Here is a 25,826-nt window from a genome sequence, read left to right on the forward strand (position 1 = left end):
GACGCGGGCCGACCAGGATCGCCCAGCTTGTACCGGGTGACGGCCGGCGTCGACCGCCGTCGTGATGCGGGCGCACCCAGGAGGCGGGGAGGCACCAGCCTGGACGGCGCGACACGCGGTGGGGCGATCACGCGGCACCGCCCCGACGTGCCTTCCGGCCGATGAGACCGTTCTGCTCGCCAGCCGGGACGCCGTGCCCGAAGACCTGCGAGTTGCGACGCTGCACCCGAGCGGCCAGGAACTCCATGAACCGCCCAGCGGCCTGACCGAGCAGCTTGTGTTCGGCGTGCAGGGAACGGGCGGTCTCCTCGGCCGCGGCCCGCCGGCGAAGCGGCTTCGACCCTGCGAGTGTCAGGAACTCCTTCTCCGCTCGCCGCGCGCACTTGCGGTAGTGGGCGAGCAGATCGGCCACCTGGTCGCTGGCTGCGTACCCGAGAAGCCCCGAGCCGATCGCGGTCGCCCCGGCCAGTAGCCCGAACGTGAGCCCGGACGCGTCGCCTTCAATGCTGCTGCGCAGCGCGCTAATGCCGACCGCCAGCAACGCGACCACCAGCAGGGATAGGCAGCCGATCAGCTTGACGATCCTCAGCCCGCCGGCGCCTGCGGTGAACAGGTGCCGATAGGGCTGCTCGTCCTTGGACAGGCTCTCCGAGTCACACTGCCGTGCCCGAGCCATGCGGATGTCCCTCAACTCCGAACCGACCAGCCCGGCGCAGGCTGCCGCCAGTCCTGCCGAGAACGCCTGACCGAAGGCGACGTACGGCACGTCGCCGTTGGTGATAGCGGCCGACCAGATGCCCGCGGTGTCCCCGAACCACAGCACCGGCCAGCACAACCAGTAGCGCAGCTTCCCGCCGGGTTCCCGCCGGACGAAGGACCCGAGGACGTGCGCCGCATGCCGGTAATCGGCACGCGTCTCGCGAACCTCGGTCTCCTTCTCGGTGAGCAAGCTCTCGATCGCTTTGGTCTGGCGGTCGAGACCCTGCGCCCGGGTCTGAAACGGACGGGCGGCGGCCTCGCCGCGAGCAGGCCACGCCACCTCCTGCTCCTCGGCGCGGGCGCGGTACTCCTGCTCGACGTAGCTCACGCCGAGGTTCGATGGCCTGGGCTGGGCGCTGGCCTCATCGATGCGCGGGATGGAGATGGCGTCGGCTTCTGCGATCCACGCCTCGGCGGCGTCGGCCGGGCTACGGCGAATCCTGCTCAGCAGCTCCATGGTCGTCACCGACCCTCGGTGCTGTAGTCAGTGACCGAGACGCACGTCGCCGCGCCGCTGCGCTTGCATAGCGTGTCGTAGTACGCGACCAGCCCCTCCACCACATCCGACCGAGGCGGGGCACCGGCGACCTTGCCGAGCCCGGCGACGATGATCGATGCACCAGGCAGCTTCGGCATGACGGCCTGACTGGCGAGCGCCATGGCCTCTGCCTTGCTCAGCGGGCCAGCGCTCAGGTCAACCCCGATGTTCTGGAAGCCGTCCGTCAGTACATACAGGTGCAGCCGAGCCGGGGCGCCGACCTGGGCGATCCACTCACTCGCCAGTCGGTACTGCGCCGTGATGTCACTGCCACCCTGATCCAGCCCAGCAACGGCCGGGCTGTACGTCTTCTTGATCTGGGTCATGACGTCCTCGACCAGCTTCGGCACCCGCTTGAGCCGGGCGTTGTCGGTTGCCCCGTCCGGGTGCAGCGGCCCGTCGAACAGCGGGACGGTGGCGGCGCTGGATGAGGAGAAGACCAGCACCCGCAGCACACCCGAGCAGACTGCCGTGCGGCGCACGACCGACTCAATGGCCGTCATCCGCTCGGCTGTGATCTGGTCCGAGGCGCTGGAGCCAGTGCCGTCCACCTCAACCAGTGAGGCAGGCGGCGTGGCCGCATCACAGGTCTTCAAGATCTGCTGGTTCTCGCCCAGCTCGCCACGCGGCGAGCCGACACCGCACGCCGCGAGCACGGCCACCAAGGCTGCGACCACGGCCACGGCCGGCTTGCAACGTCGCTTGCTCGCCAGACGGGCGTCCCGGTGCTGCTTGACCTCGTTGACGACGTGCACGATTGGCAGGGTGGTGATCACCCCGCGCAGCTCACGGGCGACCTGGCGCAGCTCCTTCTCGTGCCGAGCACGTTGACGGCTTTCAATGGTATGAATAGTTCGGGTGTAACGGTTCCTGGACATGGGAGGGCCTCCTTCGTTGACGAGTAGTGACAGAGCCGGGGGTGTGGTGCTGGCTCTGAACTCGACCCTTCCTCAGAGGCACGCCGTAGAATGACGGCAAAGTGATGGGCTTGTGAGGGGTGAGGGAGCGGACGGACGACGACGTGGATCAGGCCGAGAACGACCTGCTGGACTCGCTCGAAGCCGAGCTGAACATCTGGCGGGGGGCGACGTTCGACCAACTGATCAAGCGGCGCGATGAGTTCTCCGCACTCACTGCGTGTGTCAGGCGCAGCCGTCTGGAAGAGCAGAAGCCAGTTGGGCTCGAGGACGTCCGCTCACTGCTCATCCGGGCCGTGGCAGCCGCCGCCGACGCTCAGCCAGCGGATGTTCCGGCGGGAAGCACGGGCCGAATCAGCAACCCTGCCGTCATTCGGGAGGTCTTCGGGCTGACCGCTCGATCGAAGAACGCCAACGTCGAGGATCGGCATGTTAACGCTGGCGAGGCCGAGGGGCTAGACCACAGCCCACACACGATCCGCCAAGACATCCGGCAGTACGTGGAGCAACTCGCTACCTGGATCAGGTCGTACTTCGGTGATGATCGGCCGGGCGCTGCGCATGGGTACCACGCCGGTCCGACTGCTCCAGTGGTACGAGACGCCGACCTAGCCTGGCTCCGCTCGATCTACAAAGAACTCGTGCAGCGAGGTGGCGGCCTGTTTCAACTGTGGGGCGTCGCCGGGATAGGCAAGACGACGCTCGCGAGACACTTCGCCTCGCAGATCGGCCCCGATAAGATCATCGGCTCTATACGAATGGGACGACCGGGTCTGTTCGAGGACGATATCCGTCGCGTGCTTCATCTTGAAGGGCGCGAGTCGAGCGCCTGGACAGATGAGCACTGCCGGACCGTTTTCCGGCAAGCGGCCCGCAGCCTGCGTCATGTTCGGCTCCTTGTCCTGGACGACGTGAGCGACCCGAACGATGTGACCGCACTAATTCCTAGTGACGTCTGCGTTCCTGCTCTCATCACTGGTCGAGAACGCCTGCGCTTTTCGAGTGAGGTTGACGAGCCACCGCGGAAGCCCCCAGCGTGGCGAGTCCGCAGTCTCACGAGTGCGCAATCCGTCGAACTGCTGCGTTCCCAAGCAAAAAACCTCGACATCGACGCAGCGGAGAAGCTGGCGTACGCCGTAGGTGGTCATCCCGAGAGCCTTGCGCATGTGTCCCATTACCTGCGCCAAGCTGATGCTGTGCCCGCAACAGAGCTGCTTGAGGAACTTAGCCAGCAACCCCGGCAGACGCTGATCGGTCTGACGGAACACCTAGGCGTGCCGAGCTGTGGCCCGATGGTTATCGAACGGCTTGTCGAACAGGTTGATCGCACCTCGCTTGCTTATGCGCTCCTCGTCTGTCTGATGTGGTCGAACGATACGGGTCAGCAGCCACGGTCTTTCTTGTTAGAGTTGGTCACGGAGCTCCGAGGCGAACACCTCTCACCGCTCGCGACGGATATGGCGCTCAGGCAACTTGAACGGCTGGGGCTCATTGGGTACACGGCAAGCTCGGTAGGTATGTCGCGGTTGACGTGCCAAATCCTTCGCGATATCCGGATCGAGACCTGCGAACCGGTCCTGCTTGCCTACGAACGGTTGGTGTCCGTACCACCCACTGACTCACCCGATACGGACCTCTTGAGTCGCCGACGCTACAACTACCATCTCGCAAGACCAGTGCACCCCACCTGGGCGGAGGGGATGGACAGTCGGTACATCGTGGAACCAGTGTTCTTCTTCCTTGACATGCGCGACTGCGCACTGTTCTTTACGGACGAGCAGGGTCGCCGACGGGCAGGCATCTACCGCGCCACACCCGGAGCTATCCAATTCCTCAGCCCTTACTCGGCGTCGTGGGAAACAGTTCTCAAGGAAAGCCTCGCCACGACCCCGGACATACATTCACATCCCCTCGCGGCGGCAGCTCGACAGTACTTCCGTGTACTGGCCGAGGGACATGAAGCGCTGAACAAGGAAGGCGATTGACCTGAAAGATGCTCTCGATGTGCCTGGTGGCCCGCATGTGAGCGTTGCTATTGCATTATGGATCAGCGTGTGTCATAAGTAACAACATAGATGAACCATGAAACGCGTCTACCAGTTCCTGACAATCAACCTCGCAGTGAAGGCGAGACTTCGGCGCGCTTCGGATATCTCTTGAATACCGATCCGGCTGCCATCGTTGATATGTGGAAGATGTATAACGATCGAATTGATGCCGAACCCGATAACGATGAGGAGATCGAAAGCACGATTGACTTTCACGATGCCGAGGATGTCGGCGCAATACTAGCCGAAGAGTTTCCAAAATTGGCGAAGGCGCATCCACGTCGTGCCGCCGAGCTCGTAGCCGAGATCCTACGGCGTGAGGACCCTTCCGATGGCAGTTTCCCTTTGTGGACAAATGCTCCGCTCGCAATCCTCTACATCGCGTCACGCGACCGCGAGCTTGCCAGCAAGGTATGGGAGATGTTCAGAGAACTGGGGGGCGACTACGCTACCAGAGAAGGCGCACTGTACATGCGCGAGGAGATCGATCCACGGACTAAATATGACAAGCGTACATTAGCGGACCAGCATGCCGAAAGAATGCAAGGCGCTGATCGCGTCGCAATGATCCTCTTCTACCTTGAGCACGTAAAGGCGTACGACGCATAGTAGATCGGTGCGCCACTTAGTGGAGCTTATAAATGCCACGCCTTCGCGGCTAATCCAGCGTCCCTGAAATGTGCTCGTGCTTGCAATAACATCACGCATGTCTCATAATCCTCCACCAGTGAGAACAGGTGCAGAACCTGGCCGCACCTGTAATACATAACTCATTTCGACTAGATGTCGGGATAATGAGCGCGTATGAATCTCGCACGTTCAATCCCTTCTCTTGCGCAGATACCTTTTCTGCGCAGAAACGGATGGTGACCCAATGGGTCGAGGACGCCACAGCTACAGTCGCTGGTGCGACTGCCGGCGGTGCAAGAACACCCGTGACCGCGCTGAGCAACGGCACAACGAGGAGATGAGCCAGTTCGGCAACGGTGAAGTCGGCGGCGACAACCACTGGACAGCACCCGTCCACGGCACCACCGCAGACGGTCAGGACGTCACCGCCTCGTTCGGTACGGACGGTCGTGATGGGGAAGCCCTGATCGCTCGCGGCCATGCCGACAGCATGGGTGGGTTCTACGGATCGTCGGGCCAGAAGGGGCATGACCACTTTGGCCCCGATGGTGAGCCTTACGGTGATCGCGGTCAGTCCGACTGACAACCATCGCATCACCACGACCCGAGCCATGTCGAAAAACTGGCTCACTAACTACCGAAATGATTCAACTTATATGAATGAAAAATACCGCCAACAACAAGAGACGGCTCGCAATTTACTGAGTCACATTGACCATTCGATTGTATCGGGTGACATCGATGAATTGAACCAGGCGGACGCACGTGCCCATGAACTCATGGTACATAATTGGCAAACGTCAACTGACACCACTCAAGACATTTCGTTCTATGATATTACCGAATATGCAGACTTCCTGCGTCGGCACTTCGAAGAAATCACAAGAGATCCTCGCGTACTCGATACAGAGCTTTCTTGGATTAAGAAGTATCGTGAAGGATTCGACCTGGAATAGAGCGGTTGAGTCTGCGGTCGACAGGATCGAGACAGTACCCCTTAACATGAAAACAGGCGGGAGCCCCACCAGACAACGACGTAAGTCGTGTCCAGGTGGGCTCCCGCCTTCTTGCGTCGCCCGAGCCCGAAGGGCTCGAAGGCGACGCGGGTGCTACTCGCCGGAGGTCTTGCCTCGGCGGGGAGCTGGACGGGTAGGAGGGGTCTCCTTCGCTTCGTCCGTGGTGGTGTCACCGCTGCCGAAGATGGCGGCAATGGCATTGCGCCGGGTCTGCGCTTCGCGCTCGATCTCGGCACGGATCGCCTCGGCCCTCTGGAGGGTAGCCGGGTCAGACTTGATCTTCTGAACCCAGTACTCCAAGGCCAGGCGGATCTCCTCGGTGGCGCTGCGGCCGGTGATCTGGGCGACGACGTCCAGTTGCGCCCGCAGGTCTTCGGTGATGCGAACCGCCAACGTTCGAAGCTGACCAGTCGCACCGGTTGTTGGCTCGCTCATCGCGAGTCACCTCCTCGGTGAATTGCGGCCGACAAACCCTGAATGGATTCATCTGATAAGCCGCAGAACACCGACGAGCTGCTTCACTCGCACAAATTCACGGGTGTTGCCTCTTGGCACCACTAGTTATAGGAGAGCCGATTCTATCGGTCAATCCGATGTTCGCTGCTATGTTCGCTCTCGTTGTAAATACTACTTCGATATACAGAGGCCGAATACTTCATCCTCGGGCGGCGTCATCAGCTATGGACGACGTTTGCCTCGTGGTCGAGCCATACCCGCTGCGTCCCATCTGGGAGCACAGTGAGCCCGAAGCGCTCTCTGGCTGGGTGGTCGAGCTGCTGCCAGCGGTCGTGGGCCGCTTCCACTTCGTTCCATAGTCTTCGTGATCCGCCCTGCTCGACCTGGCGGTCGGTGGCCTGGTAGTACGCCCAGGAACCATCAGGATGGACGAGCCACTGGACGGCACCGTCCTCGCGGAGAATGTCGAGTCGGGCCACCTTGGGCATGAGCAGTCCGGCCAGCGCGGTCCAGCCGGGTGCAGTGTCGGAGATGGGTTCTGGCAGTGTGGACGACCGGGCGGTTTCGGTGGGTTGTTTGCTGGCGGTCTTGACAAGCGCGTCGGTATCGGCTCTCGCGTGGGTGCGGGTGGGCATGAAGTAGGCGCTGTCTGGCAGCAGGTGTCCGTGCGCGCCGCTGTCATCGACGACGAGCCGGACCATGAGCCCGACGCCGAGATCGCTGTACAAGCTGGCCACGAGCACACCGCTGGGTCGTACCTGGTTCAGCCAGGCGGGCGGGATGGCGGAAACAGAGTAGGTCGCGATGAGCCGGTCGTACGGTGCGCCGGTCGGATGGCCGTCAGCGCCGTCGCCGGTGACGAGCGTCGGGTGGTAGCCGGCCTCATCGAGGGCGTGGCGGGCGTGTTCGGCCACGGTCGGGTCGTACTCGACGCTGGTGACCTGCTCGTCACCGAGCCGGTGGCACAGCAGCGCGGCGTTGTAGCCGGTACCCGTGCCGACTTCCAACACTCGTTGGCCGGCGTGGATGTCGAGGGCTTCGAGCATGGAGGCCATGAGGCTGGGCTGCGTGCTGGATGAGGTGGCGGTGCCCTCGACCGGTCCATCTTCCCGGGCCGATTGCCAGCGGGCGTCGTCGCTGTCGAGCTGGGTGGCCAGCACGGTGTTGGCATAGATGAGCGCCGGCCAGTCCAGGTGCTCCTGGTCGATGGCCTCGTGCCGCTGTTGGTCCGGGGCGAGGCGGAAGAAGCGCGGCAGGAACAAGTGCCGTGGAACCGCCCGGAAGGCGTCCTGCCAGGCCGGAGTCTGTAGCCAGCCGTCGCGGGTCAGCTCTTCCACCATGTTGGTGCGGGCCTGGACGGTGCGGTCTGTGGTCATGCTTCATCCTTCATCAGGGCGTCGGCGATGGCAGCGGCGATAGGCAGACCGGTGGCGTCTTGCAGCCAGGCCCATTGCCCGTTGGGGTTGATCTCCAGGAACATCCACGAGCCGTCCGGGCCAACGACGAAGTCGAGGGCACCGAACCGCAGCCGTAGTCGGTCGAGCAGCCGAAATACGGCCAGCCGCACCGGTTCCGGCACGTCGGTCACCGCGTAACGCAGGTTCGGATAATCGGTGCGCCAATCCAGGTGCGCGGCCTCGGAGTCACCGTCGATGCGTACGGCGAAACACTGGTGGTCGACCACGGTCAGCCGGACCTCGTAGGCTTTCGGCGCCCAGGCTTGGAACAGGTGCGCGGTGCCACGCACGCTGTCATCAATGTCCGCCGCGGCGATCCGGTTGGCGTAGGTCAGCTTGTGCACACCCTCCTCGGCGATCGTGCCACCGGCCAGCGGCTTGTACACCGCAGAGCCGACTTCAACGACGAAGGACCGGGCCTCGTCCGGGTCGTTGGTGATGAGCGTGGGCGGTACCGACAGCCCGACCGCTTCGGCGAGGGCGAGCTGTACTGGCTTGTACTCGGCGTGCGCCATGTCGGCGGGATGGTTGAGCCAACGCGGCAGCGTGGCCAGCACGCCGCCCAGGCCCCGGCTTGCCTCGCGTCGTGCCCAGCGGCGTTCCTCGTCGTTCAGGTGATCCGGCAGCTCGAACGCGCTGGGACGCCGGTAGTAGGCGCAGCCGATGTCATCGAGCGCGACGCTTCGTTCGGGCAGGCGCAGGCTGCCGGTCCAGCCTCCACCCAAGCGCGCGGCAAGCGACAACCGAGCCGGGAAGTTGCCGGGGTTACATCGGAACACCGGATGCCCGCGCTGGTTCAGCTCCTCGACCACGTAATCGGCAGTGGTGTCGTACGGGTCGGTCAGTACCAGCACGGTTCGCGCGCCGCCCATCGCCGGGTCAGTCCTCTCGGTGATCGGTATCGGAGTCCATGCTCTTGTGCCCGTCCGAGGTTTGCGTACTGGTCTGGCCATCGGTGTGTCGGCCGAACACCGGTGTGCCGCTCGGGTCGACGCACACCTGCCGCTCAGCGTCGTAGCGCACCCGCGACAGATCCACTGTGATCGGGTGAGGTGGTACGACGGCATAACGCAACCCGAACGGTCGATTCCGGCTCGGCGTGCTGTCGGGGCTCACGTCGTGCAGGAACGGCCGACCCAGCGGCAGGACGGCCGCCGGATCGAACAACGGGTCAGGCTCGTTGGCGCGGGTCGGGATCAGCAGGTCTGTCGTCATGGCACATCTCCTTACAGGGGAACGGGCAGGGGGTGACGTGGTCGAATACGTCAATCGGCTGGAAGGGCATCACCACCATCAGGCAACGCGAATACCCGCCGATGGTCGCTTACCACCAGCCAGGCGGGGAAAGTGGTGGTCAGTATCCCATGCCCCCACCTCCCGACTCGTCGTCGAGTTTCATCAGGCCATCGATGACCCGCCGTAATACCTCGGGATCTCGCTCGATCGCCGTCGGGCGCCTGGGGCCAGGTGATGGCCGAGGCTTTCGTCGCGGCAAAGGCAACGGCTGCTCCTGCGCCTGATCGAGCGCAGTGGCGCGTTGAGGAAATTCCAGCTCGCCCCAGACGACTTTGCCGCCGGAACGCGGCTGAAGACAATGCCACCGAGGATTCATCAATTCAGGCGGTTCTGGATCGCTGTCCCACACCTCAATAACGATGCTGGCGTCCATGCCGAGCAGCCGTACCCTGATGAGGTTGAGGTGATCCAGTTCCCACCAGCGCGGGTGCTCATCCATGACGCCAGTAGCCTTCACGGCATTGGTGACCAGCTCGGTCACCGCTAGGAGGGCGTCGTCCTCGATAAAGCGAGCGTTCCAGTGATACAGCGTGTGCGACACGAACATCTGCGCACAGCCAATGGCGGCACGTGTCGCGGCTAGCGTCAGCGAGTCAGCGAAACGCGGCGTTTCCGGCACGACGGGACTATCGGCCCGGTCCTGCGGATGGGAGCGCTCGGCCGTGAGTATTGCCGTCATCGATGACACTCCCTTCGACCACCAACCCAGCGGTACTCTCAGCACGTTGCTTAATGGCCAGCGCAAGATCGACAAGCCGGATCGCGAAATCGATCTGGTCGTCCTTGCTGATGTCGTTGGACAGGATGCCCGCAGCAAACGCTCCAGCGTCCCGCGTGATGCTCTGGAGCTGATCCAGGATCGACATGGTGGTGTCGTGGGCGTCCATTACCGATCACTCAATTCGAAGACCTCGGCCTTGGCGTCTTCCTCAAGTCGTTCAAGCCTGATTGACCGCAGAATCGGATGGAGTGATATGTGACTGAGCGACGGCACAATGACGTGGTGCGCGTCGGAACGTTGGAGCTCAGTTGTCAGCTCGTCCCATCCATCAGTGATACCGGACTGGAACTCGTGGAAGATTGTCGCGAACTCGAAACCGTGCCTCTCGGCGTGGTCTCTGAGTTTTCGTTCCATGTCACGGACGGCACGATCCTCGACGTCACACGGCACACGCATATACCCGTAAGCGAGGGGTCGCAGTTCTGTCATCATCGGCGTTTCCCCTGGACGACCCACAATCGGGCGCCGGTCTCCAGCTCGATGTGCTGTTTCATTGCTTCCTGGAGGCCAGGCAGGCGCGCGAAGTGCCAGAGCGACGGCACGATGACGTCCTTGACCTCGCCGCGCTTGAGAGCGTCAAGCATGGTGTAGAAAGCTGACTCCGCGCACCTGACGTTCTCGGTGAAGACGTCTTCCAAGGTAAAGCCTTCACGTGCGGCGTATTCGGCCAATTCATGTCTGATGCGTTCGGCTTCGTTGTCTGTCTCGTCGTCACTCACGACGCGCATGTAGCCGTAAATAGCTGGTCGCATAGATTCCTCCTAACCTGTGGAGACCGGTCCAGCGGTGGGCTCGGGGTCCGGCACCGCTGGACCGGTTACTAGCCAGGAAAGCCCCAGTGACCTGGGGAAACCCAGAGCGGACCAGGGGTAGGAGTGGCGCAAAAAAGAGGCAATGAGGCCCTGACCTGGGCATATGGGCGACCGGGTGGCTATGGTGGACAGGCCCCTACCCCGGAGGGAACCAGCGATGGCGGCCAAGCGCGTACGGCTGGCCCAGCGTCGCAAGGCAGCGGGCTACAGCCAAGAGAAGCTTGCCGAGCGCCTGGGTGTCGAGCGCTCCACTGTCGTGCGCTGGGAGACCGCCGAGACCGAACCCCAGCCGTGGGCACGCCCCAAGCTCGCCGCCGTCCTTCAGGTCACTGCCGACGAGCTGCAAGAACTCCTCGATGACGTTGTCCTCGTCCAGGCCGAGCCCAGCGAGCGCATGAGCTACGTGCTCGAGCACCCGTCCAGCGTGGACCTGGTCGCCGTCGCCTACCTCCATGAGCGCATCCGGCAGCTTGACGAGGGGTATGACCACGCCCCCTCGACGGCGCTACTGGGGCCAGCAGGCCAGGTGAACGGCCAGGTGACATACCTCCGGGAGCACGCCACGAACCCACGGGTGCGCAAGGCGCTCTACGAGGTCGAAGCTGAGTCGGCCACCTTCATGGGGCAGCTCGTATGGGACGTGAGTCAGCGCCGCGACCACATCGCCCCGATCGGCTACCTCGACGACGCGGTGCACGCCGCCCGTCAAGCGCACGACCCCTGCACCGAGGCGTACGCCACCTTGCGCAAGAGCTTCGTTGCCCTCTACGGGGAGAAAGAACCGGTCAAGGGCTTGATGCTCGCCCAGCAGGCCAGCGAGGTCGCCACCGGGTGCAGTCCATCCCTGGCCGGGCTGAGTCTGCTCCACGTCGCCGAGGGCTACGCCATGAGCTGCGACGCCAAGTCCTGCGAGGAGACGTTGACGCAGGCCGAAAGGCAGCTTGACCGGGCAGACGCCGACGACGTGGCTGCGGAGTACTACACCATGAACGAGTTCAACCGGCTGGCCGGCTCGTGCTACCTCTACCTTGACCTGCCCGAGCGTGCTGAGCCGATCCTCCGCACCACCGTCAGGGCGCTTGCTGCCAAGAAGAAGAGCCAGGCCATCGCCCTGGCGAACCTGACGCTCTCGCTGATCCGCCAGCGCAAGCTTGACGAGGCCGCTTCCACCATGCACCGGACGATCGACGCCGTCGAGCTGACCAGAGGGGGCGGCGGCCTGAACTTGGCCTTCGCTGCCGGTAGAGAGCTACGCGAGTGGCGAGGCGAGCCGTGGGTGCAGGACATCAACGACCGGCTGCTTGCCCTGATGGCAGCCATCTAGGGTACTAGTAGGGGGTGACCAGCGTCGACCAAGCGAAGACGACCGTCCGTGACAAGGTGTGGCGGCAGCTCCTCGAAGCGGGCGTCGTGCCGCCTGATTCGTACGGCAAGATTCCCTCATTTGAGGGTGCGAAGGTGACGGCTGAGCGCCTGGCCGAGCTTGAGGTCTGGCAGCGAGCTACTACGGTCAAGGCCAACCCGGACTACGCCCAGCTCCCTGTCCGCGTCCGTGCGCTAAGCGACGGCAAGCTGCTCTACATGGCCGTGCCGAAGATGGCGAGCGTCCAGCCGTTCTACCTACTCGACCCCAGGACGATCGAGCTTCCACCCGAAGCCGCGGCAGAGAAGAAGGGTGCCGCTCAGGTCGCCCAGCGAGTCGGGGTCGAGGACATGCGTCCGATCGACGTCGTGGTCTGCGGCAGTGTCGCGGTGAACCGCTCGGGTGCCCGTATCGGCAAGGGCGCCGGCTACTCCGACCTTGAGGTCGCGCTGCTCATCGAAGCCGGCCTGGTCACCGAAGCGACGACGATCGTCGCACCAGTGCACGCACGCCAGGTGGTCGATGACGACATCCCAGAGACGACACACGACTTTTCTGTGGACTACATCGTCACGCCTACCGAACTGATCCCCTGCCCCAACCGCCGACGCCCCGCAGGGATCGTCTGGGATGACCTGACCGCCGAGAAGATCGCCGCCATTCCGGCATTGGCCGAGCGCAGGGCGGCGGCGCAATGACCGCTACTAGGCGGTATCACCTCGCGCAACGACGCAAGGCGATGGGCTTCAGTCAGGAGCAGCTTGCCGAACGACTCGAAGTGGATCGTTCGACCGTCGTGCGCTGGGAAAGCGGTGGCAACGAGCCTCTGCCTTGGGCGAGGCCGAGGCTGGCGAAGGCGTTGCAAATCTCACTTGACCAGCTCACGGAGATGCTAGGGATCGAGACGTACCCGACCTCATTGGTCGCTATACGGCCCGCCCCTACAACGAACAATGTATCGCACGACGATCTGGTGGCAGATCGGGAGGGAAGCTCGGAGTTTGACGACATGAACCGCCGCGAACTACTCCGACTCATGACCATGGCTGGCACGCTCGTCGCGATGTCCGGAATCGAAGACGGAGTGGACTGGGAACGGCTCGCCTACTTTGCTGCTGGTCAGCATCAACTCGACGCTGCTGCCGTCGCGGAGTATGGCACGCTGAACGGCCATCTATGGCGTGTCTTTGCATTGTCAAAGACGAAACGTCACACCTATCCCCTTGTTCGCGAACAACTCGCCGTCTTGGTTAGCGCACTCCAGCGGTCTCAGGGAGCAGCGGTACACCGCGATCTGTGTGCCCTCACTGCCGATCTCTTTCAGCTCGCAGGCGAGATCCTGTTCGACGGCAACCACTACACCGAGGCCGCACACTGCTACACGCTGGCCGCTACCGCGAGCAAAGAAGGTGACGCCTTCGACCTATGGGCTTGCGCGCTCACCCGCCATGCATTCATTGGCGTGTACGAAGAGCAGTTCGTCAAAGCCGGACCGCTGCTCGAACTTGCCGCCGGTCTAGCAAGGCGCGGCGATCAGGCGTTGTCGACACGCTATTGGGTGCGCACCGTTCAGGCGCAAACATTCGCCGGTCTCGGCGACTTGGACGCATGTCAGCAAGCCCTTGACGACGCGGATGACGTCCACCAGCTCAGCGGGAAGATCCACACAGATGGCTGGCTCCGCTTCGACGGCTCCAGACTCCCAGAGGAACGTGGCACGTGCTACGTAGCCCTTCGGCGTCCAGACCTGGCCGAACAGGCTCTGAACAATGCACTCAGCGTGGACCTGTCGGCCCGGCGCCGAGGTAGCGTGCTCACCGATCTTGCAACGCTCGGTCTCCAACGTCGTGACGTAGATCAGCTCGTGAACCATGCCGGTGCTGCTGCGAATATTGCTCGACAGACTGGCTCGGGCGTGGTCTGCCGCAAGCTCCAGAGCCTTCAGGGCCAACTAACGCCACTGCTTACCGACTGTCGAGTTCGCCAACTGGACCAAGAAATAACCGCCCTCACAAAAGTGTCCGGCTGAAGAATGCAAGGGAGAAACACCGTGTCGTTTGAGCAGGGGCGCATCTTTCGCGAGGCGTGGATCGCTGGCGTAAGGAAGTATTACCCAGGTGAGCCAAAGTCCGGCTACGTCACGCCATGGGAAGAGACGCCAGACTGGGAACGTGAGAGTGCGGCGGCGGTCTATGACCAGGTGCGGGCGTTCATCCAGGCGACGGACGGCAACACTGCGAAGCTGACCAGAGATCAGAAAAGTCGCTTCCTTGCCCTCTGCTGGATCGGGCAAATCTTCAAGCACTTCCCAGATCCCAAGCCAGCCTACGTCGCCGACTGGCCCGACTTGCCGAAGTGGCAGCAGGAGACGGATGCCGACATCTTCGAGCGCATTGAGCAAAGCGTTCAGTAATAATGGACGTGCGCTGCTACTGCGTGACTAAGGTGGGCACGGTATTGCTGAGGGTGACGCAGATGAGTAGGAGGCCCACTCGCGCGTATAGTTGTCAATTTAGCTTAGATCCGAAGTGGACGAAAGCATACAACAGCATAGCTCTTGACAATTTCATCACATTCTGTTAATGTAAATTGATTGAGAGTAGCAATAGTCTCTCGAACTCACACCGTTCACCTACACTCAGGTTGAACCCGCCGCCTGCGGAATAGGGCTCCCTCGTTGGAGGTGGACGTTGTGAGATTTCTTTCGAATACCCTTTATCTTGTCTCTTGGATGATGGGCGGCGGCATAGGGATTACTCTGGTCGGTCTGTACTTTGGTCAGATCGCTCCGCTACTGGCTATTGTGCTAGTGACCAATCTGGTTGGTACGGTTTTAATGGCTGCCGTACTCGTCGCCTATCTGAAGGCCAAGAACACGTAAGCATCACAACAACGTCGCCCCTGGGACCACCCGGTCCCAGGGGCCGTATAATTGGCACTTGCCAGTGCCATTACCCGACGTAAGGTGGGACGCAGGAAATGCCTTCCAGCGGCAATAATTCCTCTAGTACTCATGTTCAAATCCTCGGAATTAAACTCAACTTTTGGAGCGTGGTGATTGTCGCTATTCTTGGAGTGGTCAGTGCCGCCGTCGGCGGATACTTCGCTTATAAGGCGTCCCAAGGTCCTTCCGAATCGAAGTCCTCTGGAGCGACGATCGCATCGCCAAGCGCTTCTGTCCCGTCTCCTACCTCGTCCCAGAAGTCGGCAGCGTCGTCAAATGGCAGCTCACCTGACGTTGCCAATGTCCAATACCTCTCTGACCCTGACATGAAGCCAGTTGGCGCGCAGAGCGTCATGACCGGTACGAAGAATCTTGCAGGTACCGACTTCCCACATAGCATCTATCGCGGCCTCAACGGTTGCAAAACGGCGTCGACGGTGGAATATAAGCTGGGAGGTTCGTGGAAAAAGTTCGATGCCACGGTCGGGCTTGATCAGACATCGCGACCCAACACCGTCGCCCGCATGACCGTGTTCGTCGACAAAACTCCGATCGGCAACGGATACATCGTCACACCGTCCGCACGACAGAATATCCCCACGATCGATGTGACTGGCGCTCAGTACCTTGCACTAGAGATGCTCCCTACGAGCGGTGACCTCAACTCATGCGTCGCTATTGGCGATGCGGTGTGGGGCGACGCTAGATTGTCCAGGTGAGATTGGCTATCGATCAACCAAGGCGGTAGCTATTACAAAGTCTGAGTCCGGCCGGACCTAATAACGATACAAGAGATGATCAAGCTCTGTGGCTTGCCTAGGCGCGATACCGAATGATGACTTCTCGCATTCGGGTTTGATACTGTGCGGCAAGGACCGCGCTATCTCTTTCGGCCATGCACATCCCGGGTCCGCACTCCGCACTCCCGTAGTCGGTTGAGCACCGTGGTGGGATCGACGGCCATCCGCTCCCCGATTCTCACTAGCGACCAACCACCTTCGTAGAGCCGCGCCGCCTCATCGACCTGCTCGGTAGAGAGACCACGACGACGCATCAACACCTCGTTGCGGTGCAGGATCTCGCTGACCGTTCGCCGGTCGATACCGAACCGATCGCCCAACTCGTAGACCGTTGCTCCGGCCTGGTAGCCCGCGATCAGCTCCTTCACCTGGTCGGCGTTGAGCTGTCTGGCTCGGCCTGGTATGTGCCGCTTGGGTCGCTGTGGGACCGGCGCGGCCGGGTCGGGCAGCTTCCCGAGCAGCGACTCCAGCTCGCTGACCTGGTCCTTTGTGTTGTAGTACCGTCCCCCAGCCTCCACAACACGACAGACCCGTTGGTTTGGGACTTATCCCAGGCCAGCGGGTCTTTTTCGGTGCACCGAAAAACCGTCCACAGTGGATTGCGCTTCAGTTACCGTTCAGTAGGTGGAGCAAAACTGGAGCAGGGCGTGACCCCATTCGATACGGGGTCACCAAAAGTGCTCCAGGCGGTTCACCCAGCCGGGTAGTTTCCACCAGTTTTCCCTGCCATCGAAGGTCGGCCACTCCGGCGATGCTCTGCCGATCAGGCGTCGAAAACCCGTGATATGGCAACAGGATCACCACCAGGACGCTACGCTCGGCGTTTCGGAAGGTGCGTTGAGTGACAGCCTTGGGGCAGGGACGGCTGACCGGCAGCTGAGCGGGACGTTGGGCGCGTTCGCCGTGTCCGAGTTCCGGGCGTTGTGGGTCGCGGCCCTGGCGTCGGCGATAGGTGACCAGCTCGCGCGGGTCGCGTTGTCGATCCTGGTGTTCCAGCGGACGGGGTCCCCTGCGTTGAGTGCCGCGACGTACGCGTTGTCGATGCTCCCGGCGCTGGTATCGGGCGCCGCGCTGTCGTGGCTTGCCGATCGTTTTCCACGCCGCCGGGTCATGGCGGTGTGCGACCTACTGCGAGCGGCGCTGGTCACGCTGATGGCGATACCGGCGGTTCCGCTACCGCTGCTGGCGGGGTTGCTGGTGCTGGTGCAACTGGCGGAAGCACCGTTCTCCGCAGCGCAGGGCGCGGTGCTGCCGGAGACGCTCGGCACCCGGTACGAAGCAGGCCAAACCGTGCAACAGGTCACGAACCAGCTGTGCCTCGTCCTGGGCTTCGCCGTCGGGGCGCTCATCGTCACCGACGTCCGCGCCCACACCGCGCTGGCGATCGACGCGGCCACCTTCGCCGCGTCCGGGATCCTGATCCGGACCGCGCTCGGCCCGTACCCACCACCGGCTCCGGCGGCCAACGACCTGACGACGTCGCGGTGGCGCAGATCGTGGCGCCACGTCGCCGCGGGAGCGGTGATCGTGGCCGGGGACCGCCGGCTGGCGACGTTGCTGTGGTCCCTGCCGAAACCGGCCCAGGCCTTCGTCATCGGTGTCGCCGCCGCGGCGGCGATCGTGTCGATACTCGCCGCGCGCACCTCGCCGGCATCCGGACAGTGGGTGACCGCGGGCTGGCTCGCCGCGTGCGCGGTGATCCACCTGCACGCCTCACACGCCATCGAACGTGTCCGGCGCGACCACTCGCACTCGCCCTACGTTGACCTGTGCAGCGTGTGGATTTTCGCCGGTGTCCTCGCGCTGCCGCCTCGCGGCCCCGTGGGCGAACGGGAAAACTCGTTGCTCAAGGCCACCTTCAAGGCACTGCGCAACGTCAGCCTCTGCCCCTGGATGATCGGCAAGATCGCCGCCGCCGCTGGTGCTCCTAAACGTCGAGCACGACCGCCCACCCGGTCGCCCAAGGCCACGAACCGTTTCGCGGAAAGGACCACTAAGAGCGGCTGTCGGTGAGCCTGCCGCGCAGGCGGGCGGCGTCGCGCACCGGCGGCAGGCCGTAGGCGCGGCGGTATTCCCGGGTGAACTGGGTGGCGCTGGCGTAGCCGACGGCATCGGCGGTGTGCGCGGCCGTGGTGTCGCCTGCCACCAGCAGGCGCCGCGCCTCCTGGAGTCGCAGGTGCTTCTGGAACCGCAGCGGGCTCATGCCGGTGGCGGCCTTGAAATGCCGATGCAGGGTGGCCGGGCTCATGTGTGCGACCGCCGCTACCTGCTCCACGGTGATGGGCTCGGTGAAGTGGGCGGCGATCCAGTCGGCTGCGGCGCGCACCCTGGTCAAGGCCGAGCCGGTGGCCGCAAACTGGCGCAGGGTCGGGCCAAGTGTGCTGCCGAGCAGGCGGTAGATGATCTCGGCCTCCACGCGGGCGGCCAGCGGCCGGATGTCGTCGGGGGTGTCGAGCAGCCGCACCCAGCGGGTGACGGCGTCGACCAGTTCCGGGGTCATCGTGGCGGAGACCTGGCCCGCGGCCGGGGTGGCCGGGGCCTCGCCGTCGAGTTCGAGCAGCAGGTCGGCCAAGGCGGGGCCGTCCAGGTGCAGCACGGCCGAGCGGTACGGCACCTCCTCGAACACGGCGGTGACCGGCAGGTCGAGCGAGTTGAGGAACATGTCGCCGCGGCGGGCCGACCGGCTGTGCTCCCCCGTGATGGTGCGCTTGGAGCCCTCGGCGATGAAGCACACCATCGGCTCGTAGCGCATGTCGAGAGGGTTGACCACCTCGTCGAGGGCGACCACGGTGAGCCGGGGCACGGCGGTGGTGCCGGACCACAGGCCGTTGCGGTGACGGCCCACGGCCGCCGCAAGCTGGTCGAGCACGGGGCTGCTCCGAACAGGATGGGTGAGAGGATCAGGCAATCCTATGCGGTTCACCGCTCATGCCGGCGCGCCGGGTGCGCTCTAGCGTCGAGGGTATGACACAGCAGCTGCAGAACCTGCCCACGCGCGTGCTCGGCACGCAGGGCCTGGAGGTCGGCGCGATCGGCCTCGGCACGATGGGCATGACGATGGCGTACGGCGCGGGCGACGAGGCGGGCGGTATCGCCACTATCCGCCGCGCCCACGAGTTGGGCGTCACCCTGTTCGACACCGCTGAGCTATACGGCATGGGCACTGGCAGCAACGAGCGGCTGCTGGGGCGGGCGGTGGCCGAGTTCCGGAACGAGGTCATGCTCGCCACGAAGTTCGGCTTCGACCTGACCGACCCGGCGAACGTGGGTGCGAAGCTCGACAGCAGGCCCGAGCACATCCGCGAGGTCACCGAGAACAGCCTCCGGTACCTGGGTACCGACCACGTCGACGTCCTCTACCAGCACCGGGTGGACCCGGACGTGCCGATCGAGGACGTGGCAGGCATGGTCGGCGAGCTGGTCGCCGAGGGCAAGGTCCGCTTCTTCGGGCTGAGCGAGGCGGGCCCGGACGTGCTGCGGCGCGCGCACGCCGTGCACCCGGTGTCGGTGCTGCAGACCGAGTACTCGGTGTTCGAGCGCGCGGTCGAGGTCGAGGTGCTGCCGGTGGTGCGGGAGCTGGGCATCGGGTTCGTTCCGTACTCGCCGCTGGGCCGCGGGTTCCTCACGTCCGCAGTGAAGCCGGCGGCCGAGTACCCGGCGGACGACATGCGCAGCTGGGACGACCGGTGGCAGTCGGGCAACTACGAGCGCAACGTCGCCGCGGTCGAGGCGCTGACCGCGCTGGCACGGGAGAAGGACGCGACGGTGACGCAGCTTGCGCTGGCGTGGCTGCTGGCGCAGGGCGACGACGTCGTGCCGATCCCGGGCACGCGCAGCCCGGGCCGGTTGGCCGAGAACGTGGCGGCAGCGCACGTGGTGCTGACGGCGGACGACCTGGCGCGAGTGCAGCAGGTCCTGCCCAAGGGCGCGGCCGGTTCCCGCTACCCCGAGGCGATGATGCCGACCTGGTGAGGTGATCAGTCGGCCGAGCTGGTGAGCGGCTCACAGCGCGCCCCGAACCGGATCCTCAGGCCACGCGATGCGGCCTACACCGGCGAGGTCGGCGGTGGGCAGGCCGGCCACGCAGCCGAACGAGGAGTCGTCACCGCCGTGCACCGGCGTGCACCGGCGTGAAGACGGTGTACTCGCCGTCGTCGGCAGGCACGGTGGTGACGGTCCAGCCGAACACGGCGCGGTGGAGATCGTGCACGCCCGCCGGTCGAAGGACCGGAGCTCCCCCACCCCGGGCGCCATCCTAACTGGTCGACAACCGCCTGCGGCTGTCGACTCGAACAGCGAGATCGACTCACACATCGACTCGGCTAACGGAGCATCAACGCGATCCAGCAGTGCCACCCGAAGGAATGCCACGAAGCTGAGACTGATCTTGATGAAGCCGCAGTGAGACAACCAACAAAATTGCAGGTCGCAGTAGATCAACATGTCACGCGCGGTGAGACCCTACAAGAAGGAGGATTCCGCCTCGGTTGTTTTACGGAGGACGACCGGAATTGCAGCCAACTCGACTGCCATAACTCTGATGTCAGAGGAATTTCAAGGCAAGGCTCACCAAAGCTGCGACCAGTCCGATCAAGGTAGCCCAGAGAGAATTCTGAATCGCTACCTTAAATTTGCTTCTTCGAGTCCAAGTCAAAGGCATTTCAGGTAGAACTCCACTTGGAACCTCCGGCAAATCAGGCGGACAATGCATCGACTCTCCGACGGAATGTCGTATCGATATAACCATGGTCCGCAGACCATGTTTTCGCCGCTCCTCATCATCAAAGTCCTCCAGAACCCACGCCAGATGGCGCTCCAGCAGCACGCCCCTGTCCCACGTTTTGACGTCTCTTTGCCCGTTAACGCGGGCCCACCACAATGTAATTAGCCTTGATTTCTGGCGCAACGTACTTCGAGCCGTATACCGAGCTCGCGTAAGGTCACGAACTCGTTCCACCTGGGAAATGATGCCATGAGACTCTGGCTCCCGCTGCGTAGCCTCGAGATGACTGAAGCATTTCACGAGATGCCGCATGAGACGATAAGGGGCAACCTCTTTTCGGTCCGACAAGTGGAACACTACGAGGCCGAGGATAATGACGCCTATAGCTACACCTATCCCTTGCAGATGTCGCGAGGTTATATTGCAACTGCCGGGAATACATTGGACATCCGACATTGCCACCAGCAACCAGGTGAGCACACTTGACACCAGGAGCACACCTGGAATCAGGTGCAGCATGTCAATGAACTTTCGCCTCAGAACTTCATCGACCTCAAATCTCGACAGTCCATAATCGCGAAGCCTGTCAACATCTTCTTCATAGATTTTATCCCAAACCGAAAGGCGATAGACATGCCTTCGAAATGGCAGAGCAAATATCATCTTCTTCAGTTTCTCTTCACCAAGAGTGGCCGCCCCACTCCACCACCGAGCCGCTGGTAACTTCATGCCACAAAAGTACAGTGCGTCCAGGCTGCGCAGACTACCTACTCCAAACTGCACGTTCATCTACCCATCACATGCTCAGGTGCGACGCCGTACCTATCAGCAGTCATATGCACGACATGAACGCTGGAGCTCGTGGACACCAAGACACACGAGGTCGATATAGGAAGTGTTCGGCTTTGCGTTCTTAGCGCAGGGTGAGGCGGCGGTATCCGGTGAACCAGGCCATGGTTCGCTCGATCACCCAGCGGTGTTTGCCGAGTTTGTCATGGGAATCGATGCCTTTGCGGGCGATGCGGACCTTGATGCCGCGGTCGTGGACCCAGCGCCGGAGGTCGGCCTGGTCGTAGGCCTTGTCGGCCGTGCAGCTTGGCGGGCTTACGTCGCCGCGGGCCACGGCGGGACTTGATTGCGGGGATCGCCATCACCAACGGCTTGAGCGCGTAAGAGTCGTTGGTGTTCGCGGCGGAGACGGCGACCGAGAGTGGCGGCCCGGCACGGTCGGACAGGACATGGATCTTCGAGCCTGGCTTGCCCGGTCTACCGGGCTGGGTCCGGTCAACGGCCCCCTTTTTTTGGCCGCACGCAGGCTCCGTCCACGATCGCGCGGCTCCAGTCGAGCAGGCCCTGGCTGCCGAGTTCGTCCAGTAGTGCGTGATGCAGCCGTCGCCACAGCCCAGCGTCGGTCCACTGGCCGAAGCGGCGGTGTGCGGTCTGGAACGGCACCCCGAACGACGGCGGCAGATCCCGCCACGCACACCCGCTGGTCAGCACGTCCACGATCGACGTGAACACCGCACGAGCATCCAGCGGAGCTGTCCCACCGCCCTGTGGACGCGGCTCGAACGTCGGGATCAACGGCTCCGCCAGCGCCCACAACTCATCCGGCACCAACCGCAACGACAAACGATCAACCACAGCCAAAATCATCGCCCATGGGAAAGCAATCACCACGTAAGACACGCTCTAAGCTTGTCGTTTAACCCCGTGCTGGTGTGGGGATGACCCCAGTTGATCATGGATGCAGCCCTTGGGTGATCATGCTTCTTGCGACAGAAGGAATCCGTAGCTTCCCTTACAGGACAGGTACTTTCGCGCATTTCAGGGCAAGACCTACATCACACCCCATGAAACACCCCGGCTAGGAGTAGCCCTCAAGCCGGGTTAACGGCATTCAAGATCCGCACCGGTGGTAGAAGTACCCTGCGGCACCTTGTCCGACGAGATTGCGGTCGCGGATCACGGTCGATACAAGGCGGCTCGGATCGGCGCAGACCTCCTCGACACTGCCGCCCAGATCATCGGTGTACTCGATGTCGATGACCCGCTGCTCGTATACCGCAATGTAGGACGCGCACTCTTTGAAGCGCAGGCATTCCTCTGAGACGGCGAAGTTGAATCCGGCCTCCTGCTTACCCCGAGCACCGAGTTCCGCCGCGTTTTTCTGCCCCATGGCCATCGAGAGCCCATGCGCGAGATCGGCCAACTGCTTGGCGAACGCGAGATTGCTCTCGATGGTCAACGTCCCACCCGAACGAGTATAGGAGTCGAGATTGTCGATCTCCACCGCCTGGAATCCCGACTCGGCACACCGGCGCACCGAGTTTCCCATGATTTCAAGCAGGCGAACGCGTTTCGGCACGGTGGAGGTGTCGATCATCAGCTCGTCCGGCCAGTTCGGATCGATACGTGGGCTACCGTTTTCATCGACGAGGATGAGGTCACGGCGCTCCTTGAGCCACAGGCCGCGGTCTGCGGGCTGAGTCTGAAAACCGTTGACATAACAGACGTTGTACATGCCGGGAGCGGATGCGGCGGTGCTGTCACGAACCACAAGCGTAACACCGGCAGGCGGAGAATAAGCGCCGCCGAGCTGGTAGTCGACGCGGGCGCCCGATGGGAATTGCCCTTCCGGTGCGGTCTGGGCCACACTACTGGGTCGGTTTTCCTCCGGATGTGAGGAGTCCACGGGCGGGTCCGACGTCGGGCTGTCAGGGGTCGAGCAACCGGACAGCCCCATCGCCAGCGTGGCGACCAAGAATCCGAAGCGAACGACCGCTCTCATCGACTTCATCCTTCTCCATTGAGCGTAAGAAAGCGTCGGACCTAGAAGGTGTCCGCCCCGGCGCGCAACAATTCGTACGTCCCGGCAGCACCGCAGTCAGCGGTGCGAACGCACTGACACCTTCCGACAGTTCGCAGATGCTCACATACCGAAGAGTATAGCCTTGGCCTTTCGTGCGTGTCCATTCACGGGGTAGCGCCAGTTGATCACGTTGCCGTGACGCGGGGAGGTGTCCACGGGTTGCCGGCACGGCCTCGGCAAAGTTGTTGATGCTGGTCAGGGGTGGATTTGAAGGAGTTGAAGTGGTCGGGTGAAGTCGGGTCCGTTGTGGCGGAGTGCGGCGGCGATGTTGGTTTTTCCTGCCAGGCGCAGGGTGCTGATGGCGAGGTTGCGGATGCTAGCCGTGATGCGGGGGCCGTTGCCGGTGCGTGTGCGGGAGGCGTCTTCGTCGTAGGTGACGTCGCGGACGTAGTGCAGTTTGTTTTCGATGCTCCAGTGGTCGCGTGCCCAGGTGGCGATCTGTGGGGCATCGGCTTGGGTGGTGTCGCGGCTGGTGATCCCGAGGACCGCGATGGCACTTTTCTTGCCACTGCTGACATCGGTGACGTAGCGTTCGATCAGGAACACCTGCGCGACATGAGGGAAGTCGATGTTCTCCGGTGCCGGTTGCACTCGGATCGTGCGGCTTTCGACCCTGCCATGGCTTATGTTTTCATTGGTGTGTAACGGAAACTGTTCCCAGGTCAGGGCATCGAGCTGGGTGAACAGGTTCGGCTGGTTCGCTTTCACGATGAGTACGTAGTCGGCACCGTGTTCGGTCACCAGGTAGGATGCGTGTGCACGCTGGGTGTGCATAGCATCTGCGGTGACCACTGCGCCAGTCAGGTCGACGGTGTCCAGCAAGGGCTGAAAACAGGTAATTTCGTTGGTCTTCTCACCAACTTCTCGTTGCGACACAACAATTCCGCTGTCGTGAGTCATAGCGGCCAGCAGATGTACCCCACCTTGGCCTGTCTCGTCGCAGGTACCGCGTAAAGTTTTGCCGTCCACCGCGATCACCGTCACCGCACCGGTGTGGCCGGTGAGCCAGGCACCGATCGCGGTGTCCAGCAGATCACCATCGACTGCTTGCAGGACACGCCGCAGCGTGGCTTCGTCCGGGGCCCGGTAGCGACCATGGTGGCGATCCTGCCGATGCCCCGCAGCATCTCCAGGACATGCTGCGGGGCATCGGCGGCCCATTCACCGATCGCGGTGAATGATCGGGCACCGGCGAGTACCGCGGCCGCGGCCACGATCGATACGAAGGTGTGCCGCACTCCGCGTCGAGCACGGGGAGTGCGGCACAGTGGCGAGATGTTCTCGCAGGTCAACCAACTGTTCCGACCTGCCTGCCACCACACCCGCCGTGTCGTCAGAGTGGGCCCGTTGGCGCAGCGCAGCAAGGATCGGCGAAGATACAACGGCAGGCATGGCTCTCTCACGTGATCATGGGACCTCAACAATCACACGATCAACGAGGGCCATGCCTGCCCACACACCGGCCCGAACAGCCACCACACGACTTTGCCGGGACCGTGGGGGGTCCCCACCGCTCAGCCGATCTGGTAGGCGCGGGTGATGGTCTGGCTCACCGCGTTGCCCTTGTCGTCGGTGGCCTTGGCCCGCAACGAGGCGAACCCGCTCGCCGGGTGGCGGACCTTGGCCGTCCACTGTGGACCGTCCGGGGTCAGCTCGACCGGTTGCCAGGTGACGCCGTCGTCGTAGGAGATCTCCACCGACAACGCGGTGACGTTCGGCTGCGCGTCCTGGCGGGTCACCGTCACGGGGAAGGTGATCTCCTTGCCGCCCGGCACGAGGTTGCGCAGGTCCGCCGGTGGGGCGAACCCGACCGCGAGCATGCCCAGCGGCTCGTCCGCATACCGGGCCGGCGCGACCGTCCATTCACCACTGAACTTGGTGGAGACGGGCCACCAGGGCTGGTCCCTGGTCACCTCCGTGGTAATCCGGAAGGTGCCGAAGTGTGCCGAGGACTGGAACACCCCGCGTCCCGGCGAGTTCTGGGTGCCGAGCAGTTGACCGTCCAGATAGGCCGAGGTGGTGCCCCGGTCCAGTCCGTAGATGTAGTCCGCGCTGCCGCTGTGCCCGGCCGCGTCGCCGAACACCGGCACCGTGACGTCGAGTGCGTAGTCCTTGTTCTGTGACACCCATGGGTGTCCCGGCCCGTTCGTGCCGGTGAAGGAGGGGCCGATCACCGCGGCGTTCCAGTCGATGCGGTAGGACTTGCCCGCCGCCAGGGTGCGCGGCCCGTCGACGAGGGTACCGCCAGGGCTGGCGCTGGTATCGCTGAACTCGACGCCCTGCACCACGAGTCGCCAGTCACCCGGGGTGAAGTAGCGCCGTTGCTCGGACTGGGGCGCGTCACTACGCCCGCCCCGGTTGATCTCCCCTTCCGGACCCTCCACGAACGCGTACACGATCGGGAGGAATTCCTT

General features: G+C 63.2%; 25 protein-coding genes and 4 pseudogenes. 14 read left to right on the plus strand and 15 right to left on the minus strand.

The features are described from left to right. Positions 1–127: 127 nt before the first annotated feature. Together QMK34_RS30740 and QMK34_RS30745 are read right to left on the minus strand one after the other, a co-directional pair. A complete protein-coding gene (locus QMK34_RS30740) occupies positions 128–1,225 on the minus strand; it encodes a hypothetical protein (RefSeq protein WP_326418022.1) in 1,098 nt (365 codons plus the stop codon). Further along, positions 1,222–2,073 carry a hypothetical protein gene (locus QMK34_RS30745; protein ID WP_326418023.1) on the minus strand — a complete coding sequence of 284 codons (852 nt, stop codon included), beginning with the start codon at positions 2,071–2,073 and terminating at the stop codon, positions 1,222–1,224. Before QMK34_RS30745 ends, QMK34_RS30740 begins: the two co-directional genes overlap by 4 nt. 245 nt (positions 2,074–2,318) lie before the next feature. On the opposite strand from QMK34_RS30745, the gene QMK34_RS30750 reads away from it, so the two are divergent. The 4 genes from QMK34_RS30750 (at position 2,319) to QMK34_RS30765 (ending at position 5,848) form a co-directional block, all read left to right on the plus strand. Further along, a complete protein-coding gene (locus QMK34_RS30750; RefSeq protein ID WP_326418024.1) occupies positions 2,319–4,199 on the plus strand; it encodes a hypothetical protein in 1,881 nt (626 codons plus the stop codon). A 90-nt stretch (positions 4,200–4,289) separates the two neighbouring features. After that, positions 4,290–4,871: a hypothetical protein gene (locus QMK34_RS30755; protein WP_326418026.1), complete on the plus strand. Its 582-nt coding sequence runs from the start codon at positions 4,290–4,292 to the stop codon at positions 4,869–4,871. Positions 4,872–5,229: 358 nt separating this feature from the next. After that, positions 5,230–5,475, plus strand: a complete 246-nt coding sequence (locus QMK34_RS30760) for a hypothetical protein (protein ID WP_326418027.1) — start codon at positions 5,230–5,232, stop codon at positions 5,473–5,475. Then, a complete protein-coding gene (locus QMK34_RS30765; protein ID WP_326418028.1) occupies positions 5,453–5,848 on the plus strand; it encodes a hypothetical protein in 396 nt (131 codons plus the stop codon). The genes QMK34_RS30760 and QMK34_RS30765 overlap by 23 nt, the downstream gene beginning before the upstream one ends. Before the next feature lie 153 nt (positions 5,849–6,001). Here QMK34_RS30765 and QMK34_RS30770 read toward each other — a convergent pair whose 3' ends face one another. From QMK34_RS30770 to QMK34_RS30790, 5 genes are all read right to left on the minus strand, one after another. Next, a complete protein-coding gene (locus QMK34_RS30770; RefSeq protein ID WP_326418029.1) occupies positions 6,002–6,343 on the minus strand; it encodes a hypothetical protein in 342 nt (113 codons plus the stop codon). A gap of 239 nt (positions 6,344–6,582) precedes the next feature. After that, on the minus strand, positions 6,583–7,740 hold the full coding sequence (tgmC, locus tag QMK34_RS30775) for an ATP-grasp peptide maturase system methyltransferase (RefSeq protein ID WP_326418030.1): 1,158 nt from the start codon (positions 7,738–7,740) through the stop codon (positions 6,583–6,585). Next, a complete protein-coding gene (gene tgmB / locus QMK34_RS30780) occupies positions 7,737–8,693 on the minus strand; it encodes an ATP-grasp ribosomal peptide maturase (protein WP_326418031.1) in 957 nt (318 codons plus the stop codon). Before tgmB ends, tgmC begins: the two co-directional genes overlap by 4 nt. A 7-nt stretch (positions 8,694–8,700) precedes the next feature. Beyond that, a complete protein-coding gene (tgmA, locus tag QMK34_RS30785) occupies positions 8,701–9,036 on the minus strand; it encodes a putative ATP-grasp-modified RiPP (protein WP_326418032.1) in 336 nt (111 codons plus the stop codon). A 139-nt stretch (positions 9,037–9,175) separates the two neighbouring features. After that, positions 9,176–9,796, minus strand: coding sequence for an ATP-binding protein (locus tag QMK34_RS30790; protein ID WP_326418033.1), 621 nt, complete (start codon positions 9,794–9,796; stop codon positions 9,176–9,178). Between QMK34_RS30790 and QMK34_RS30795 the strand changes: the two genes are divergently transcribed. Further along, complete coding sequence (locus QMK34_RS30795; RefSeq protein WP_326418034.1) at positions 9,780–10,097, plus strand: hypothetical protein; 318 nt, start codon at positions 9,780–9,782, stop codon at positions 10,095–10,097. The genes QMK34_RS30790 and QMK34_RS30795 overlap by 17 nt on opposite strands. Before the next feature lie 229 nt (positions 10,098–10,326). Here the strand turns inward: QMK34_RS30795 and QMK34_RS30800 are convergent, their stop codons facing one another. Next, on the minus strand, positions 10,327–10,650 hold the full coding sequence (locus QMK34_RS30800) for a recombinase family protein (protein ID WP_326418035.1): 324 nt from the start codon (positions 10,648–10,650) through the stop codon (positions 10,327–10,329). A gap of 217 nt (positions 10,651–10,867) precedes the next feature. Between QMK34_RS30800 and QMK34_RS30805 the strand changes: the two genes are divergently transcribed. The 6 genes from QMK34_RS30805 to QMK34_RS30830 all read left to right on the plus strand — a co-directional run bounded on the left by QMK34_RS30805 (position 10,868) and on the right by QMK34_RS30830 (position 15,736). Next, complete coding sequence (locus QMK34_RS30805; protein ID WP_326418036.1) at positions 10,868–12,034, plus strand: helix-turn-helix transcriptional regulator; 1,167 nt, start codon at positions 10,868–10,870, stop codon at positions 12,032–12,034. Positions 12,035–12,090: 56 nt separating this feature from the next. After that, entirely contained in the window at positions 12,091–12,771 is a 681-nt protein-coding gene (locus QMK34_RS30810; RefSeq protein ID WP_326418038.1) for a 5-formyltetrahydrofolate cyclo-ligase, read from the plus strand. Next, positions 12,768–14,102 carry a helix-turn-helix transcriptional regulator gene (locus QMK34_RS30815; RefSeq protein WP_326418039.1) on the plus strand — a complete coding sequence of 445 codons (1,335 nt, stop codon included), beginning with the start codon at positions 12,768–12,770 and terminating at the stop codon, positions 14,100–14,102. Before QMK34_RS30810 ends, QMK34_RS30815 begins: the two co-directional genes overlap by 4 nt. Positions 14,103–14,105: 3 nt before the next feature. After that, complete coding sequence (locus tag QMK34_RS30820; protein ID WP_442785248.1) at positions 14,106–14,486, plus strand: hypothetical protein; 381 nt, start codon at positions 14,106–14,108, stop codon at positions 14,484–14,486. Between the two features lie 279 nt (positions 14,487–14,765). Further along, complete coding sequence (locus tag QMK34_RS30825) at positions 14,766–14,954, plus strand: hypothetical protein (RefSeq protein ID WP_326418041.1); 189 nt, start codon at positions 14,766–14,768, stop codon at positions 14,952–14,954. A 98-nt stretch (positions 14,955–15,052) separates the two neighbouring features. Next, on the plus strand, positions 15,053–15,736 hold the full coding sequence (locus QMK34_RS30830; protein WP_326418042.1) for an NPCBM/NEW2 domain-containing protein: 684 nt from the start codon (positions 15,053–15,055) through the stop codon (positions 15,734–15,736). A gap of 161 nt (positions 15,737–15,897) precedes the next feature. Here QMK34_RS30830 and QMK34_RS30835 read toward each other — a convergent pair whose 3' ends face one another. Then, positions 15,898–16,185: a helix-turn-helix domain-containing protein gene (locus QMK34_RS30835; protein ID WP_326418043.1), complete on the minus strand. Its 288-nt coding sequence runs from the start codon at positions 16,183–16,185 to the stop codon at positions 15,898–15,900. Positions 16,186–16,720: 535 nt separating this feature from the next. On the opposite strand from QMK34_RS30835, the pseudogene QMK34_RS30840 reads away from it, so the two are divergent. Together QMK34_RS30840 and QMK34_RS30845 are read left to right on the plus strand one after the other, a co-directional pair. After that, positions 16,721–17,437: pseudogene (locus QMK34_RS30840) on the plus strand (MFS transporter); the annotation flags it as partial. Positions 17,438–17,638: 201 nt separating this feature from the next. Beyond that, positions 17,639–17,765 (plus strand): annotated as a pseudogene (locus QMK34_RS30845) (IS5/IS1182 family transposase); the annotation flags it as partial. Positions 17,766–17,810: 45 nt separating this feature from the next. Here the strand turns inward: QMK34_RS30845 and QMK34_RS30850 are convergent. Further along, on the minus strand, positions 17,811–18,686 hold the full coding sequence (locus QMK34_RS30850; RefSeq protein ID WP_326418045.1) for an AraC family transcriptional regulator: 876 nt from the start codon (positions 18,684–18,686) through the stop codon (positions 17,811–17,813). A 95-nt stretch (positions 18,687–18,781) separates the two neighbouring features. Here QMK34_RS30850 and QMK34_RS30855 point away from each other — a divergent pair, with 95 nt between their 5' ends. Then, complete coding sequence (locus QMK34_RS30855) at positions 18,782–19,789, plus strand: aldo/keto reductase (RefSeq protein WP_326418047.1); 1,008 nt, start codon at positions 18,782–18,784, stop codon at positions 19,787–19,789. A gap of 571 nt (positions 19,790–20,360) precedes the next feature. Here the strand turns inward: QMK34_RS30855 and QMK34_RS30860 are convergent. The 5 genes and pseudogenes from QMK34_RS30860 to QMK34_RS30880 all read right to left on the minus strand — a co-directional run. Beyond that, positions 20,361–21,329 (minus strand): hypothetical protein, encoded by a 969-nt coding sequence (locus QMK34_RS30860; protein WP_326418049.1) that lies wholly within the window; start codon positions 21,327–21,329, stop codon positions 20,361–20,363. Positions 21,330–21,456: 127 nt separating this feature from the next. Beyond that, a pseudogene (locus QMK34_RS30865) lies at positions 21,457–22,184 on the minus strand (IS5 family transposase); the annotation flags it as partial. 256 nt (positions 22,185–22,440) lie between these two features. Further along, complete coding sequence (locus tag QMK34_RS30870; RefSeq protein WP_326418051.1) at positions 22,441–23,331, minus strand: endo alpha-1,4 polygalactosaminidase; 891 nt, start codon at positions 23,329–23,331, stop codon at positions 22,441–22,443. Positions 23,332–23,607: 276 nt separating this feature from the next. Further along, complete coding sequence (locus tag QMK34_RS30875) at positions 23,608–24,573, minus strand: ISAs1 family transposase (protein WP_326418053.1); 966 nt, start codon at positions 24,571–24,573, stop codon at positions 23,608–23,610. Between the two features lie 353 nt (positions 24,574–24,926). Beyond that, positions 24,927–25,826, minus strand: a pseudogene (locus QMK34_RS30880) (hypothetical protein); the annotation flags it as partial.

Source organism: Amycolatopsis sp. H20-H5, from assembly GCF_035828755.1.
Taxonomy (GTDB): Bacteria; Actinomycetota; Actinomycetes; order Mycobacteriales; family Pseudonocardiaceae; genus Amycolatopsis.

Coding starts and splice junctions, on each gene's coding strand:
- QMK34_RS30755 (WP_326418026.1), top strand. CDS start 4,290: ATGAACCATGAAACGCGTCTACCAGTTCCTGACAATCAACCTCGCAGT.
- QMK34_RS30760 (WP_326418027.1), top strand. CDS start 5,230: ATGAGCCAGTTCGGCAACGGTGAAGTCGGCGGCGACAACCACTGGACA.
- QMK34_RS30770 (WP_326418029.1), bottom strand. CDS start 6,343: ATGAGCGAGCCAACAACCGGTGCGACTGGTCAGCTTCGAACGTTGGCG.
- tgmC (WP_326418030.1), bottom strand. CDS start 7,740: ATGACCACAGACCGCACCGTCCAGGCCCGCACCAACATGGTGGAAGAG.
- tgmB (WP_326418031.1), bottom strand. CDS start 8,693: ATGGGCGGCGCGCGAACCGTGCTGGTACTGACCGACCCGTACGACACC.
- tgmA (WP_326418032.1), bottom strand. CDS start 9,036: ATGACGACAGACCTGCTGATCCCGACCCGCGCCAACGAGCCTGACCCG.
- QMK34_RS30790 (WP_326418033.1), bottom strand. CDS start 9,796: ATGACGGCAATACTCACGGCCGAGCGCTCCCATCCGCAGGACCGGGCC.
- QMK34_RS30800 (WP_326418035.1), bottom strand. CDS start 10,650: ATGCGACCAGCTATTTACGGCTACATGCGCGTCGTGAGTGACGACGAG.
- QMK34_RS30805 (WP_326418036.1), top strand. CDS start 10,868: ATGGCGGCCAAGCGCGTACGGCTGGCCCAGCGTCGCAAGGCAGCGGGC.
- QMK34_RS30815 (WP_326418039.1), top strand. CDS start 12,768: ATGACCGCTACTAGGCGGTATCACCTCGCGCAACGACGCAAGGCGATG.
- QMK34_RS30820 (WP_442785248.1), top strand. CDS start 14,106: ATGCAAGGGAGAAACACCGTGTCGTTTGAGCAGGGGCGCATCTTTCGC.
- QMK34_RS30830 (WP_326418042.1), top strand. CDS start 15,053: ATGCCTTCCAGCGGCAATAATTCCTCTAGTACTCATGTTCAAATCCTC.
- QMK34_RS30855 (WP_326418047.1), top strand. CDS start 18,782: ATGACACAGCAGCTGCAGAACCTGCCCACGCGCGTGCTCGGCACGCAG.
- QMK34_RS30860 (WP_326418049.1), bottom strand. CDS start 21,329: ATGAACGTGCAGTTTGGAGTAGGTAGTCTGCGCAGCCTGGACGCACTG.
- QMK34_RS30870 (WP_326418051.1), bottom strand. CDS start 23,331: ATGAGAGCGGTCGTTCGCTTCGGATTCTTGGTCGCCACGCTGGCGATG.
- QMK34_RS30875 (WP_326418053.1), bottom strand. CDS start 24,573: ATGGGCCGCCGATGCCCCGCAGCATGTCCTGGAGATGCTGCGGGGCAT.